The sequence below is a fragment of the Streptomyces sp. ME19-01-6 genome (assembly GCF_033793745.1).
Classification (GTDB): domain Bacteria; phylum Actinomycetota; class Actinomycetes; order Streptomycetales; family Streptomycetaceae; genus Streptomyces.
The window spans coordinates 54,532-68,556 of sequence record NZ_JARAXF010000032.1 but is presented as its reverse complement, the minus strand read 5'-3'; the positions used below and the strand labels follow the sequence as shown (position 1 = coordinate 68,556).

At 73.5% G+C, this 14,025-nt stretch carries 10 protein-coding genes and 1 pseudogene; 4 read left to right on the top strand and 7 right to left on the bottom strand.

What is annotated here, in order from left to right; genetic code table 11:
• Nucleotides 1–60: 60 nt before the first annotated feature.
• The 4 genes and pseudogenes from PV419_RS42320 to rsmH all read right to left on the bottom strand — a co-directional run.
• A pseudogene (locus PV419_RS42320) lies at nucleotides 61–1,721 on the bottom strand (UDP-N-acetylmuramoyl-L-alanyl-D-glutamate--2,6-diaminopimelate ligase); the annotation flags it as partial.
• Between the two features lie 105 nt (nucleotides 1,722–1,826).
• Nucleotides 1,827–3,716, bottom strand: a complete 1,890-nt coding sequence (locus PV419_RS42315; protein WP_319698202.1) for a penicillin-binding protein 2 — start codon at nucleotides 3,714–3,716, stop codon at nucleotides 1,827–1,829.
• 48 nt (nucleotides 3,717–3,764) lie between these two features.
• Complete coding sequence (locus PV419_RS42310) at nucleotides 3,765–4,325, bottom strand: septum formation initiator family protein (protein ID WP_319698201.1); 561 nt, start codon at nucleotides 4,323–4,325, stop codon at nucleotides 3,765–3,767.
• 109 nt (nucleotides 4,326–4,434) lie between these two features.
• The gene (gene rsmH / locus PV419_RS42305) at nucleotides 4,435–5,397 is read right to left on the bottom strand and encodes a 16S rRNA (cytosine(1402)-N(4))-methyltransferase RsmH (RefSeq protein WP_319698199.1); all 963 of its coding nucleotides are present in this window, start codon (nucleotides 5,395–5,397) and stop codon (nucleotides 4,435–4,437) included.
• A gap of 416 nt (nucleotides 5,398–5,813) precedes the next feature.
• Here rsmH and PV419_RS42300 point away from each other — a divergent pair, with 416 nt between their 5' ends.
• The 4 genes from PV419_RS42300 to PV419_RS42285 all read left to right on the top strand — a co-directional run bounded on the left by PV419_RS42300 (nucleotide 5,814) and on the right by PV419_RS42285 (nucleotide 11,510).
• Nucleotides 5,814–6,371 (top strand): carbonic anhydrase, encoded by a 558-nt coding sequence (locus tag PV419_RS42300; RefSeq protein WP_319698197.1) that lies wholly within the window; start codon nucleotides 5,814–5,816, stop codon nucleotides 6,369–6,371.
• A 203-nt stretch (nucleotides 6,372–6,574) separates the two neighbouring features.
• Nucleotides 6,575–7,690 carry a MoxR family ATPase gene (locus PV419_RS42295; RefSeq protein ID WP_319698195.1) on the top strand — a complete coding sequence of 372 codons (1,116 nt, stop codon included), beginning with the start codon at nucleotides 6,575–6,577 and terminating at the stop codon, nucleotides 7,688–7,690.
• Nucleotides 7,690–9,081 carry a DUF58 domain-containing protein gene (locus tag PV419_RS42290; protein WP_319698193.1) on the top strand — a complete coding sequence of 464 codons (1,392 nt, stop codon included), beginning with the start codon at nucleotides 7,690–7,692 and terminating at the stop codon, nucleotides 9,079–9,081. The genes PV419_RS42295 and PV419_RS42290 overlap by 1 nt, the downstream gene beginning before the upstream one ends.
• On the top strand, nucleotides 9,078–11,510 hold the full coding sequence (locus tag PV419_RS42285; protein ID WP_319698191.1) for a DUF3488 and transglutaminase-like domain-containing protein: 2,433 nt from the start codon (nucleotides 9,078–9,080) through the stop codon (nucleotides 11,508–11,510). Before PV419_RS42290 ends, PV419_RS42285 begins: the two co-directional genes overlap by 4 nt.
• A gap of 274 nt (nucleotides 11,511–11,784) precedes the next feature.
• On the opposite strand, the gene PV419_RS42280 is transcribed toward PV419_RS42285, so the two are convergent.
• The 3 genes from PV419_RS42280 to PV419_RS42270 form a co-directional block, all read right to left on the bottom strand.
• Nucleotides 11,785–12,186 (bottom strand): DUF3040 domain-containing protein, encoded by a 402-nt coding sequence (locus tag PV419_RS42280; protein WP_014180435.1) that lies wholly within the window; start codon nucleotides 12,184–12,186, stop codon nucleotides 11,785–11,787.
• A 280-nt stretch (nucleotides 12,187–12,466) separates the two neighbouring features.
• Nucleotides 12,467–13,249 carry a methyltransferase gene (locus tag PV419_RS42275; RefSeq protein WP_319698189.1) on the bottom strand — a complete coding sequence of 261 codons (783 nt, stop codon included), beginning with the start codon at nucleotides 13,247–13,249 and terminating at the stop codon, nucleotides 12,467–12,469.
• A gap of 236 nt (nucleotides 13,250–13,485) precedes the next feature.
• On the bottom strand, nucleotides 13,486–14,019 hold the full coding sequence (locus tag PV419_RS42270; protein ID WP_319698187.1) for an SAV_6107 family HEPN domain-containing protein: 534 nt from the start codon (nucleotides 14,017–14,019) through the stop codon (nucleotides 13,486–13,488).
• Nucleotides 14,020–14,025: the final 6 nt, after the last annotated feature.

The window sequence follows — 14,025 nt, the reverse complement described above, 5'->3', positions numbered from 1 at the left end:
ATCACCTCCGGCCGTGCGGGGAAGCTGCCGGGAGGGGGCTGGTGCGCGCATGGCGGTCTGTCATCCCTGGTTGTCTTGGCGTTTGATGGCGAGCTCGATGGCTTCGCGCAGTACCTGGCGGTCGTCGAAGGGGCGTACCACCCCGGCGATGTCCTGGCCCAGCTCGTGGCCCTTGCCCGCGACCAGGACGGTGTCGCCGGGCTCGGCGCGGGCGACGGCGGCGGCGATGGCGTGCGCCCGGTCGGCGTCGACCAGCACATCGCCGCGTTCGTGGGCGGGCACCTCGGCGGCGCCCGCGAGCATGGTGGCCAGGATCGCCAGAGGGTCCTCGGAGCGGGGGTTGTCGGAGGTCAGGACGGCGGTGTCGGCGTAGCGGGCGATGGCGGCGCCCATAGGGCCGCGCTTTTGCCGGTCGCGGTCGCCGCCGCAGCCGAGGACGGCGTGCAGCCTGCCCTCGGTGACCTTGCGCAGGGCGCGCAGGACCGATTCGACGGCGTCGGTCTTGTGTGCGTAGTCCACGACCGCGAGATACGGCTGTCCGGCGTCCACGCGTTCAAGCCGGCCGGGCACCCCGGGGACGGCCGCGACGCCGTCGGCGGCGGTCTGCGGGTCGATCCCGGCGACGGCGAGCGCCACGACGGCGGCGAGCGCGTTGGCGACGTTGAAGGCGCCCGCGAGGGGCGCGGCGGCGGTCACGGACTCGCCGTTCGGGCCGAGGACGGTGAACTCGGAGCCGAGCGGGCCCACCGTCACGTCGGCCGCGCGCCAGTGGGCGTCGGGGTGGCCCTCGGCGGAAAAGGTGGTGGCCGGGACCTCGGAGAGGTCCACCAGGCGCTTGCCGTACTCGTCGTCCAGGTTGATCACCGCGGCGCGGCTGCGCGCCTTGGTGAACAGCTGCGCCTTGGCCTGGAAGTAGTCCTCCATGCCGGAGTGGAACTCCATGTGCTCCGGGCTGAGGTTGTTGAAGACGGCGACGTCGAAGACGCAGCCGTCGACCCGGCCGAGCACCAGGGCGTGGCTGGAGACCTCCATGGCCACCGAGCGGACCCCGCGCTCGCGCATCACCGCGAAGAGGGCCTGCAGGTCGGTGGCCTCGGGGGTGGTGCGCTCGGATTTGATCCGCTCGTCGCCGATCCGCGACTCGACGGTGCCGATGAGGCCGGTGAGCGCGCCGTCGCCCTTGGCGGCGGCCGCCTTCAGCCCACCCTCGATGAGGTACGCGGTCGTGGTCTTGCCCGAGGTGCCGGTGATGCCGATCTGCAGCAGGTCCCGGCCCGGCTCGCCGTAGATCGTGGCGGCCAGCGCGCCCATCCGGCCGCGCGGGTTCTCGACGGCCAGGACCGGCAGCCCGGTGGCCGCCGCGCGGTCGGCACCGCCCGGGTCGGTGAGCACGGCCACCGCGCCGAGGTCGGCGGCTTGGGCGGCGAAGTCCGCGCCGTGGAGGCGGGCGCCGGGCAGGGCCGCGTAGACATCGCCGGGGCGCACGGCCCTTGAGTCGTGGGTGATGCCCGTGACGGCGGCCTCCTCCAGGGCCTGCGGGGCATCGAGGCCCAGCTGATCCGCCAGCTCCCGGAGCGGGGTGGGACTGACCTGGCGGGGTCGGGGCGCTCCCGGGTAGCTCGAGGGAACGCCCGTCTGGGAGGGCTGAGAGGTTTGAGACTGATCAGCGTGGGGCACGGCGTGAGCGTACCCGCCGCACCCGCTCCCCCGCGAAATGAGGGGGCGCTGCGCGCAGCGCAGACGGTTGAGGGTGGTGGTGGGAGACGGGTGGGCGAGGGGGCGCTGCGCGCAGCGGATGCGGAGTGATCGGGGTCACGCCTTGACGGTCACCGGCCGGGGTCGTAGCCGACCGGCAGCCGCGCCGCCCGCTTCCCGGACGGGGCCACCTGCAGCGTCTTCAGCGAGAACTCCATGACCTGCTTGAAGACCGGCCCACAGACCTGGCCGCCGAAGTAGCTGCCCTTGGTCGGGTTCTGGACGGCGCAGTACACGGTCACCCGCGGCTGGTCGGCGGGCGCGAAGCCGGCGAAGGAGGCGGTGTAGCCGCGGTAGCGGCCGGTCTTGGGGTCCACCCGGTTGGACGTGCCGGTCTTGCCCGCGACGCGGTAGCCGGGGATCTTCGCCTTGGTTCCGGTGCCCTGCCGGTCGTCGACGACCGACTCGAGCATCGAGGCGAGCGTCTTCGCGGTCTTCTCGCTGACCACCCGGGTCCGTTTGGGGGTCGGCGCGGCCGTGAAGCGGTCTCCGGAGCCCTGGGTGCCGCGCACCAGGGAGGGCTGGATGCGTTCGCCGCCGTTGGCGATGGTGGAGTAGACGGAGGCCGCCTGCACGGCGTTGAGCGACAGGCCCTGGCCGAAGGGGATCGTGTACTGCTGTGAGGCGCTCCAGTCCTGCGGCTTGGCCAGGATGCCCCGGGTCTCGCCGGGGAAGCCGAGCCCGGTGTAGCTGCCGATCCCGAACTTCCGCAGATAGGAATAGAGAATCCGGTCCGCTTCCTGCTGGTTCTTCCCCAACTGCTCGGTGGCGAGGATCGTGCCGATGTTGCTGGACTTGGCGAGCACCCCGTTGAGGGTGAGGTACCAGGTGGGGTGGTTGATGTCGTCCGCGAAGGCGCGGTCCGCGCGGGGCAGCCGGTTGGGGACCACCACATGGGTGTCCCAGGTGGCGGCGCCCTCCTCCAGGACGGCGGCCATCGACATCAGCTTGCTGACGCTGCCCGGCTCGTACGCGTCCGAGAGCGCGGCGTTGCCCAGGGCGTCCGTGTTCGCGCCCGAGATGTCGTTCGGGTCGAACCCCGGGGCGTTGGCCAGGGCCAGGATCTCGCCGGTGCGGGTGTCCTGGACGACCACATAGCCGCGGTCCGCCCTGGACTTCTTCACCTGTTCGCTGATGGCGCTCTGCGCGGCCCACTGGATGTCGCGGTCGATCGTCAGCTCGACGTCGCTGCCGGGCACCGCGGGCTGCTCCTTGACGTCTCCGGTGGGCACCTGGCGGCCGCCGGACTGGGCGTAGACCCGCTTTCCGTCCTTGCCCGAGAGCTGCTTGTTCAGCTCCCGCTCGACCCCCGCGGCGCCGTGCCCCTCCGCGTCCACGAAGCCGAGGACCCCGGCGGCGAGGTCCCTGTTCGGGTAGACGCGCTTGCTGTGTGCCTCCCGGTTGACCCCGGCCAGGACGTTCACGCCCTTGCCCTTGACCGCCGCGTCGTCCAGCGCGTTCTTGAGGTCCTTGATCTGCTTCCACACCTGCGGGGACTGCTGGCGGGCCAGCACCACGTACTGCGACTTCGGATTGGCGGTGAGCTTCCGCTCCAGGTCCGCCTGCTCCTCGCCGAGGATCGGCGCGAGCAGCGCGGCGGCCTGGCGCGGCGCGTCGTCGACCTTGGCCGTCTCGGGCGCGAGCAGGTCGGGGGCGGCGGTGATGTCGTACGCGTCCACGGTGGTGGCCAGGTCCACGCCGTGGCGGTCGGTGATCGAGCCGCGTTCGGCGGCCAGCGTGACCGGGATGTAGCGGTTCACATTGGCCTTCGCCGCGTACGCGCCGGCATCGACGGCCTGCACCTGCAGCAGCCGTACGACAAAGACCAGCATGATCAGGGTGAGGCCGAGGCTGATCAGCCGCAGCCGGGGGCGCGGGCTGCCCAGCCGCAGCGGCGGGGCGGCGTTCCCCGGGCGGGCGGCGGGGCCGGGCAGGCGGCGGCGGTCGCGCGGGGCCGTCACGCCGCCCCCGGACCGGTCTTGGCGCGGGCAGAGGGTGGCGTCACCGTGTCACCTACCGGGGGCGGGGGTGGAGTTCGCGGACGGAGCGGCGCCGGGCGCCGTGGTTGTCGCGGCGGCCTCGGCGGACGGCGCCGCCAAGGGCGCCGGGGATGCCTGGGAGGCATCGGCCGCCCCGGTGGGCGCGGCCGACGACTGCGGTACGGCCGTCGGCCCGGGGGCCGACGCCTGGGCCGAGGGCGACGCGGCGGGCAGCGACGGCAGCGGCGACGCGGGGGCACGGTACACCGAGGGACCGCCGGACGCGGGGGCGGGCGCGCCGCTGACGCTGCCGTCCGGGTTCAGAAAGGCCGGGTTGCCGCCCGGTACCATCCCGAGCTCCCGGGCCCGCCGCTCCAGCGCGTCCGGCGCGGAGAGCCGGTCCACTTCCTGCTGCAGCGCCTGCCGCTCGTCGGAGAGCTCGCTGGTCTGCTTCTCCAGCCTGCTGAGCTCGAAGGACCCTTGGTTGAGGGAGGAGTTGAGCAGCAGCAGCGCGATCAGCCCGGACCCCAGCAACGCGACGACCAGCAACACAAACGGCGTCCGCCGCGCCACCCGCGCCCCCCCAGCCATCACCACGCTCCCTCGTTCATCCTCACGCCACCGCCACGCGCGTGCGGCGGGCACGGCGAGGGGGCGGGCGGGGGAGCCGGCCGTCGCCCGGTGGCGGGGTGCGCGGCGCTCATGGCGTGGCCTCCTCGCGGATGCGTTCCGCGCCCCTCAGGCGGGCGGGGGCGGCGCGGCGGTTTTCGGCGATCTCTTGCTCCGTGGGGAGCTCCGCGCCGCGGGTGAGCAGTTTGAGGCGGGGCTGGTAGCGCTCGGGGACGATAGGCAGGCCGGGGGGCGCGGTGGACTCCGCGCCGGCTCCGAGTACGTGCTTGACCAGGCGGTCCTCGAGCGAGTGGTAGGAGAGGACGGCGATCCGGCCGCCGACCGCGAGGGCCGCGACGGCGGCCGGGATCGCGCGCTCCAGGACCGCCAGCTCGCCGTTGACCTCGATCCGCAGCGCCTGGAAGGTGCGCTTGGCGGGGTTGCCGCCGGTGCGCTTGGCCGCCTGCGGCAGGGCCGCACGGATCAGCTCGACCAGCCGGGCGCTGTTGCGGAAGGGTTCCTTCGCCCGCTCGCGCACCACCGCGTCCACGATCTTCCTGGCGAACTTCTCCTCGCCGTACGTCCGCAGGATCCGCACCAGTTCGCCCGGCGGGTAGGTGTTGAGCACCTCGGCCGCGCTGATCCCGGTCGTCTGGTCCATCCGCATGTCCAGTGGCGCGTCCTGCGCGTACGCGAAGCCCCGCTCGGCCTCGTCCAGCTGCATGGACGACACCCCCAGGTCGAAGAGGATCCCCTGGACACGCGGGACGCCGAGCCGGGCGAGGACCTCGGGGAGCTCGTCGTAGACGGCGTGTACGAGTGTCGCCCGGTCGCCGTAGGGGGCCAGCCGCTCGCCGGAGAGCTCGAGCGCCGCCGGGTCGCGGTCCAGGGCGACCAGCCGGGCCTCGGGAAAGGTGCGCAGCAGCGCCTCGCTGTGGCCGCCGAGGCCCAGGGTGCAGTCCACCACGACCGCTCCGGGCCGTGCCAGGGCGGGGGCGAGCATGTCCAGGCAGCGCTGGAGCATGACGGGGACGTGGAGAGCGTTGCTGCTCATGCGCTGCTCGTGCGCCCTTCTGCGGGTCGGGCGAGGAGGGCACGCACCGCCGGGTCCCCACCCGCTCAGAAGGGGAAGTGACCTACTGGCGCCGGGGAAGTGACGTCAGGCGGCCGGAGCGGGAGGAGGCCGAGTGGTACGTACGCACCGCGCTCACGCGAAAATCCGGGATCCTTGGGGAGCGTCGGGCCTCCCACTTCGCGCCACTTTAGTCCACTCGTCCCTTCGGTCAACCAACCGGCCAGCGTGCCCGGCGCGGGTGTCAAAACACGTGAAGTGGGCGAGCGGGCGCGCGGCGGCGGGGGGCGCCGCCCGTGTGGGGTCCCTCACACGGCGGGCCGCGCGCCTGTCGATGCACCCGTTTGCCCTATCTAAAGAAAAGACAAAATCCCCTGGTGGAAGGTAGTGTCCCAGCCATGTCGATATCCGCGCCGCAGCCGCTGCCCCAGTCCACCGACAGCGCCGCCCGCACGGGAGGTACGGTCACCAATCGCCTCGTCGAGGCCAACCGCCGCTACGCCGCCGAGTTCCAGGACCCCGGCATGGACGCGCGCCCTGTGCTGCGCGTCGCCGTGGTCGCCTGCATGGACGCGCGTCTCGATCTCCACGAGGCGCTCGGCCTGGAACTGGGCGACTGCCACACCATCCGCAACGCGGGCGGTGTGGTCACCGACGACGTCATCCGTTCCCTGACGATCAGCCAGCGCGCGCTGGGCACCCGCAGTGTCGTGCTCATCCACCACACCGGCTGCGGCCTGCTGAACCTGACCGAGGACTTCCGGCACGAACTGGAGGCCGAGGTCGGCCAGCGGCCGTCGTGGGCGGTCGAGGCGTTCAAGGACCTCGACACCGACGTACGCCAGTCGATGCAGCGGGTGCGGACTTCTCCGTTCCTGCTCCACACGGATGATGTGCGCGGCTTCGTCTTCGACGTGACGACGGGTCTGCTGCGCGAGGTGGCGCCACGCGAGTGAGCCCGTTTTAACTCCTCAAAACCGCCCAGCCCCGACAAATCACTCCGGGTTATCCACAGCCGAGTGACGAGATGAGGCAGGGACCGCAAGAATGCGTATGTGACATCACCCCCCGCGGTCTGCGGGGGGCCGATGTCAGCGTTTTGCGGTGGGCCGGTCCGTTCCGAGGGCAGCGGCCCCGAGATCGGGCCGAGGAGGGCCGGGTGACGACCTATGACGAGCGAGCGAGCCTCAGCGATCTGACCACCACAGCGGAGCGGATCCGCCGGTCGGTGGAGGGTGTGATCGAGGGCAAGCCCGAGGTCGTGCGGCTTTCGCTGACCGTACTGCTCGCTGAGGGGCATCTCCTGCTGGAGGATGTCCCGGGCGTGGGAAAGACCATGCTCGCGAAGGCGCTCGCGAAGTCCATCGACTGTTCGGTGCGCCGTATCCAGTTCACGCCCGACCTGCTGCCGTCGGACATCACCGGTGTGAGCGTCTACGACCAGCAGCAGAAGGACTTCGAGTTCAAGCCGGGTGCGATCTTCTCCCAGATCGTCATCGGCGACGAGATCAACCGGGCCTCGCCCAAGACCCAGTCGGCGCTGCTGGAGTCGATGGAGGAGCGGCAGGTCACGATCGACGGGCAGACATACGAGCTGCCGACCCCCTTCATGGTCGTGGCCACGCAGAACCCGATCGAGATGGAGGGCACCTATCCGCTGCCCGAGGCGCAGCGCGACCGCTTCATGGCGCGCGTCTCGATCGGCTATCCGAGCCCGCAGGCCGAGCTCCAGATGTTGGACATCCATGGCGGTGTCTCCCCGCTGGACGATCTGCAGCCGGTGGCCCACGCCCATGAGATCGCCAAGCTCATCGAGGCGGTCCGCGAGGTCCATGTGGCCGAGACGGTCCGGCGTTATGCGGTCGACCTGGTCTCCTCCACGCGCAACCACCCCGATCTGCGGCTGGGCGCGTCCCCGCGGGCGACGCTGCATCTGCTGCGGGCGGCCAAGGCGGCCGCGGCGCTGGCCGGGCGGGACTTCGCCCTGCCCGACGATGTGCAGTCGCTCGCCGTGGCCGTGCTGGCCCACCGGCTGCTGCCGACCGCCCAGGCCCAGCTGAACCGGCGCTCCTCGGAGCAGGTGGTCACGGACATCCTGCAGCGCACCCCGGTGCCCAGCGCGGCCCCGCGCGGCGCGGGCCAGATGCCGCCCGGCGCGGCCACGATGCCGCCATCCGGGGCGCCGCTGCCGCCCGGCACCGGTCCGATGCCGCCCGTGCCGCCCGCGCCCCCGGTTGAGTACGGCCAGCAGCCGCCGGGCGCGCGGAGGCTGTGATGACGGCAGGGGGGATGCCCATGGCCCCCGGCGACGACGACGGCCGCGAGGACCGGGGCGGGTTGCGCGCGGCGCTCGCCGGCCTGACCACCCGTGGCCGTTCGTTCCTGGCGGCCGGGGTGGCGGCCGCGGTGTGCAGCTATGTCCTGGGGCAGGCCGATCTGCTGCGGGTCGGGCTGCTGCTCGCGGCGCTGCCCCTGGTGTGTGTGGCCGTGGTCTACCGCACCCGTTACCGGGTGGCGGGCAGCCGGCGGCTCTCGCCCGCGCGGGTCCCGGCGGGCTCCGAGGCCCGGGTCCATCTGCGCATCGACAATGTCTCGCGGCTGCCCACCGGCCTGCTGATGCTGCAGGACCGCGTGCCGTATGTGCTCGGGCCGCGGCCCCGCTTCGTGCTGGACCGGGTGGAGCCGGGCGGGCGCCGTGAGGTGTCCTATCGGGTCCGCTCGGATCTGCGCGGCCGCTATCCGCTCGGCCCGCTGCAGCTGCGGCTGAACGACCCGTTCGGGATGTGCGAGCTCACCCGCTCCTTCAGCACGTACGACACGCTGACCGTGGTGCCGCGGGTCGAGCCGCTGCCCCTGGTGCGCTTCGCGGGCGAGGCCATGGGGTACGGCGACGGGCGGCACCGCTCGCTGGCGCTCGCGGGCGAGGACGACGTCATCCCGCGGGGCTACCGCCACGGCGACGACCTGCGCCGGGTCCACTGGCGGTCCACCGCGCGCTACGGCGAGCTGATGGTCCGCCGGGAGGAGCAGCCGCAGCGCGCCAGCTGCACGGTGCTGCTGGACACCCGGCAGGTGGCCCACCAGGGCTCGGGGCCGGACTCGGCCTTCGAGTGGGCGGTCTCCGGAGCGGCCTCGGCCGCGGTCCACCTGCTGGAGCGGGGCTATGGGGTCCGGCTGCTGACCGACACCGGCAGCTCGGTGCCGGGCCCGGACAGCGGGGGCGGCTTCACCGGCGCGGGCCATGACTCGGCGGACACCGCCGGGCTGATGCTGGACACCCTCGCGGTGGTGGACCACTCCGAGGAGGCCGGGCTCTCCCGGGCCTACGAGGCGCTGCGCGGTGGCAACGAGGGACTGCTGGTGGCGTTCCTCGGCGATCTGGACGAGGAGCAGGCGACGATGGTCGGCCGGATGCGGCACCGCACCGGGACGGCGGTGGCGTTCGTCCTGGACGGCGCCGCCTGGTCCCGGGGCGCGTGGGCCCCGGACCCGCGGGGTCTGGAGGAGCGGCTGCGGATGCTGCGGGAGTCGGGGTGGACGGCGCTGCCGGTCCCCCCCGGCACCACGCTGGCGCAGCTGTGGCAGCAGGCCGACGCCCAGGACGGCGTCCAGGCCCACGCCGGCCCGCCCCTGGCGGGCGGCGGCAGGACAGGGGGCTGGGCATGAGTGGAAGCGTGCGACTGGCGATATGCGCCGCGCTGGCGACGGTGGCGGCGGCCTGCGCGCTGCTGCCGCTGGTCGACAAGCCCGGCTGGCTCGTGCAGGCCGGGCTGCTGCTGGCGATCCAGAGCACGGTGGGCGCGCTGGCCCGCCGGGTGCCGCTGGCGCGCCCGCTGACGCTGGCGGCGCAGGCCGTGGCGGGCCTGCTGCTGCTCACGATCGCCTTCGCGCGCCACGAGGCGCTCGCCGGGGTGCTCCCGAGCCCGCAGGCGTTCCAGGAGCTCGGGCGTCTGCTGCAGCAGGGCACGGTCGACGTGGGGCAGTACGCGATCCCGGCGCCGGTCACCGACGGCATCAAGCTGCTGCTGGTGGGCGGGGTGCTGGTGATAGGGCTTGTGGTCGACGCGCTCGCGGTGACCTACCGCAGCGCCGCCCCCGCCGGGCTGCCGCTGCTCGCGCTGTACTCGGTCGCGGCGGGCCTGTCCGACGGCGGCAGCGACTGGCTGTGGTTCCTGGTGGCGGCGGCCGGCTATCTGCTGTTGCTGCTGGCCGAGGGGCGGGACCGGCTGTCCCAGTGGGGCCGGGTGTTCAGCGGCGGCGCCCCGCGTCCGTACGGGATGGGGCCCTCGGGCCTGGCCGCGGCGGGCGGCAGCCCGGCGCTGGCCCCGGTCCGCACCGGCCGCAGGATCGGCGCGCTCGCGCTGGGCATCGCCCTGGCGGTGCCCGCGGTGCTGCCGTCCCTGGACGGCGGCCTGCTGGACCAGCAGAACGGCGGCAGTGGCGGGGGCGGGGGAAACGGCACGATCTCGGCGGTGAACCCGCTGGTGTCGCTGCAGGACAGCCTGAATCAGCCGCAGAACCGCGAGGTGCTGCGGTACCGCACCTCCTCCCAGACCACCCAGGACATGTATCTGCGGATCGTCGCGCTGGACAAGTTCGACGGGACGGCGTGGAAGTCCTCGGAGCGGCATGTCCAGGACGTGCCGGACAATCTGCCCACTCCGGCCGGTCTCGGCCCCTCGGTCCGTGTCTCCTCGATCGACACCACGATCACGGCCGCCGACTGGTACGCGCAGAACTGGCTCCCCCTCCCCTACCCCGCTATGAAGGTCGACATCGACGGCCGCTGGCGCTATGAGCCGGAGGGCCGGACGCTGGTCGGCGACCGCGGACAGACCACCCGCGGTGCGCGGTACAGGGTCAACAGCCTGGTCGTGGAGCCGACGGCGGCGCAGCTGGCCGCCGCGCCACAGCCTCCGGCGAAGCTGCTGCGGGAGTACACCGAGGTGCCGGACTCGCTGCCGTCCGTCGTGGCCCGCACGGCGCGCCAGGTGACCGCGGGCGCCTCGAACGCGTATGAGCAGGCGGTGAAGTTGCAGGACTGGTTCGCCGTGAGCGGCGGGTTCCGCTACGACACTCGGGTGCAGTCGGGCAGTGGCTCGGCCGCCATCGTCAAGTTCCTGCAGCAGAAGGAGGGCTTCTGCGTCCACTTCTCCTTCTCCATGGCGGCCATGGCCCGCACGCTGGGCATCCCGGCCCGGGTGGCCGTCGGGTTCACCCCCGGCACGGCGCAGGCGGACGGCTCGGTGTCGGTCGGCCTCAAGGACGCCCACGCCTGGCCCGAGCTCTACTTCGAGGGCGTCGGCTGGACCCGTTTCGAGCCCACCCCCAGCCGCGGCACCCAGCCCGACTACACGATGGAGCAGACGCCCTCAGGCGACTCCACCGATGAGCCGACTGAGGCGCCCAGCGCGTCCGACGAGCCGTCGGTCGCGCCGTCGGCGTCGGACACCTGCGCACAGGACGTGAAGAAGCTCGGCGAGTGCGGCGGGGCCCCGGGCGAGCAGCCCGACAAACCCACCTCGGGCGGCGGCTGGTCGGTCAGCAAGCAGGTCGGCTGGAGTTCGTTCGCGGCGCTGCTGCTGGTGATCCCCCTGCTGCCGATGCTGTGGCGGCAGCGGCTCCGGGCCCGCAGACTGAGCGGCTCGGGCGGGCGCACCGAGCAGGACGCGGCCGACCGGATCCTGGCGGCCTGGCGGGAACTGCTGGACACCGCCTGGGACTTCGGGATCGCGCCGGACGACTCCCAGACCTCGCGCAACGCGGTGGCCCGCATCGTGCGGCTGGCGGAGCTCGACCATGAGGCGGCCGAGGCCGCGCGGCGGGTGGCCGCGGCGGTCGAGCAGGTGCTGTTCGCGCCGCGGCCGCGTCCGGCGCCGGGCGTCGGGGACGAGGTGCGGCTGGTGCTGGCCGGATTCCGGGCCAAGGCCGGGCGGTGGGGCCGGCTGCGGGCGCTGCTGGCCCCGCGGTCGGCGGTCCGGGTGGTGTGGACGGCCTCGGCGCGCTGGTCCGCGCTGGTCGAGCGGTGGGGCGCGCCCCGGTGGGCACGGTGGGTGTCCGGGCTGCGAGGCGGCCCCAGCCGTCAGCAGGGCTGACGGGAGACGAGGGGACGCGAAAGCGAAGCGAGGGGCGGCCGCCGGGTGGCGACCGCCCCTCGCTTCTGCGTGAGATGGTGCGTGCGCTCTTGCTCGAGTGCGCTCCTGCTCGGTGCGCTCCTGTACGCGTCGCGCGGATGCCACGAGGCCGCGATCGCCAAGCGGGCGGCTGAGCACGGTCTACCGTCGCCAGGGCCCGAGGCGCTCCGCCGGAGGTACCTCCCAGCAGGGTGACAGGGGGGTACCTCCCAGCGGTAGCTGAGGAATAACCGGGCTAGTGGCCCTGCTCATCGCGGCGGCGCTGCCACCGCTCCTCGATCCGGCTCATCATGGAGCGGCGCTGACGGCTCTGGCGACGGGCCGCGGGCCCGCCCCCGCCCGCCTGGGGCCGCTCGCCGGGCTTGGGCGCCTTGCGCCAGCCGGTCACCGCCAGTCCGGCACACCCCAGCATGACGAGAAAGCCCACCACGCTGATCCAGATCTGCTGCGGAATGATCACGCCGACCATCAGGAGCGCAACGCCCACCAGAAAGCCCGCGATCGCCTGATAGACCCGTCGCCGGGTGTACGTGCGCAGGCCGCTGCCCTCAAGCGCTGTCGCGAACTTGGGGTCTTCGGCGTACAGCGCTCGCTCCATTTGCTCGAGCATGCGCTGCTCGTGCTCCGAGAGCGGCACGGAGTCCTCCTACTCGTCGGTCGCGGGGGGCGACCGGGGTGCGACCCTTTCAGGATAGGCAGGGAATCGCCCCCGTGAAACCCGCCCCTCTGCGCCAATTCATCACCAGTACGCGCGTGGCGTTTGTTGACGCTGAGACGTGCATTCCCCTCCCGCCGATCCGCCATGCCGGACGGTGTACCCCGATCATACGGGGACAGGCGGCCGATCGGGGGCCTGTGGCCCACTCCACCTGCGCCGTCCGTCATACGGTCACGCAGGTCGGAGGGTCCGGTAGCGGTCAGTCGCGCTCCGCGAGCACATGCAGCTGGGTGGCGACGGAGTGGAAGGCGGGCAGCTCCGCGGCGGCGGCCTCCAGTTGCAGCAGGGCGTCCAGCGCGTCCGGCTCGGTGTCGACCAGCACGCCCGGCACCAGATCGGCGAAGACCCGCACCCCGTGCACCGCGCCGACCTCCAGGCCCGCCGCCGTGACCAGTCCGGTCAGCTGCTCGGGGGTGAAGCGGCGGGGCATCGGGTCGCCGGCGCCCCAGCGGCCGGCCGGATCGGCAAGCGCTTGCCTAGCCTCGGTGAAGTGGCCGGCCAGCGCCCGGGCGAGCACGGCGCCGCCGAGGCCCGCGGCGAGCACGCTGAGGGTGCCGGCCGGGCGCAGGGCCGCCGCGGCGTTCCCCAGGCCCTCGGCCGGGTCGTCGACGTACTCCAGCACGCCATGGCACAGCACCACGTCATAGCCGCCGCGCTCGGCCACCTCGAACAGGCCGTGGGCGTCCCCCTGGACCCCGCGCACCCGGTCGGCGACCCCGGCCTCGGCGGCCCGCCGCTCCAGTGCGAAGAGCGCGTTGGGGCTCGGGTCGACCACCGTGACGCGGTGGCCGAGGCGGGCGACCGGCACCGCGAAGTTGCCGCTGCCGCCACCGGTGTCGAGCACGTCCAGCACACCGGGCACGCGATCGCCCTCGCCGGGGCCCTGGCCCACCGCCTTGGCCCGGCGGTCCAGGGCGTCTTTGAGGACCTCCCACACCACGGCGGTACGGAGGGACGCACGGGGGCGCAGCGGGTCTGACACGGCGGATGGCTCCTCGGCGCGGTGCCGCCACCGCCTGCGGCAGTGGCGACGAGTTACTGACGTCGGCGCTCCCAGCCTATTGCCTCCGCCGCGATGCTCCTCCAGCTACCGCCGGGAGGTGCCCCTGCGCCGGCCCGAGGACCCCGCCCCCGCGCCTCCCTCCCGGGCCCCCGGCCGACGCTCCCGAGCCCCCGCCGGCGCTGCCGGGCGCCCGGCCCGTGGCTGCGCGCCCGCGGCTACGCGCCCTCCTTCCCACCGGGCGCGGCGGGCTGCGGCTGCTGGGGCAGGGCGGGCTGGAGGGCCAGCATACGCTCGACCAGGCGCAGGAACATCGCGACGGCGCGCAGCAGATCGTCCGCGTCCCGGCAGTTCGCCGCGCCCGGTATACCTGCCTCGGCGCGGGCCCTGCGGTCGGCGCCCGCGGCGAACAGGGCGCTCCACTCGGTCAGTTCGGGGGCGACTTCCGGCAACACTTCCCAGGCGCTGCGGATCCGCGCGCGGCGGCGCGCGGTGGGCTCGGGGCGGCCGCGCACCGCGAGCACGGCGGCCGCCGTGCGCAGGGCGGCCAGATGGGCGGTGGCGAAGCGCTCGTTGGCGGTCTCCAGTCCGGCGGCCTCCTCCAGGCCGTGGTGGGCCTGGGTGAGCAGGTCGAGCGCGGCGGGCGGCGCGGACGCGCGGCGCAGCACGGGGTGGACATCGCTCGCGGGACCGGTCAACGAAGGGGCAGGGGCGGCGGCACGGTGCCGGCGCGATGCGGCGGTACTGGCCATGACGAA

What these genes read in the sequence shown, in the direction of transcription:
- PV419_RS42270 (WP_319698187.1), bottom strand. Translation starts at nt 14,019, where the DNA reads ATGGCCAGTACCGCCGCATCGCGCCGGCACCGTGCCGCCGCCCCTGCC.
- PV419_RS42310 (WP_319698201.1), bottom strand. Translation starts at nt 4,325, where the DNA reads ATGGCTGGGGGGGCGCGGGTGGCGCGGCGGACGCCGTTTGTGTTGCTG.
- PV419_RS42285 (WP_319698191.1), top strand. Translation starts at nt 9,078, where the DNA reads ATGAGTGGAAGCGTGCGACTGGCGATATGCGCCGCGCTGGCGACGGTG.
- rsmH (WP_319698199.1), bottom strand. Translation starts at nt 5,397, where the DNA reads ATGAGCAGCAACGCTCTCCACGTCCCCGTCATGCTCCAGCGCTGCCTG.
- PV419_RS42290 (WP_319698193.1), top strand. Translation starts at nt 7,690, where the DNA reads ATGACGGCAGGGGGGATGCCCATGGCCCCCGGCGACGACGACGGCCGC.
- PV419_RS42300 (WP_319698197.1), top strand. Translation starts at nt 5,814, where the DNA reads ATGTCGATATCCGCGCCGCAGCCGCTGCCCCAGTCCACCGACAGCGCC.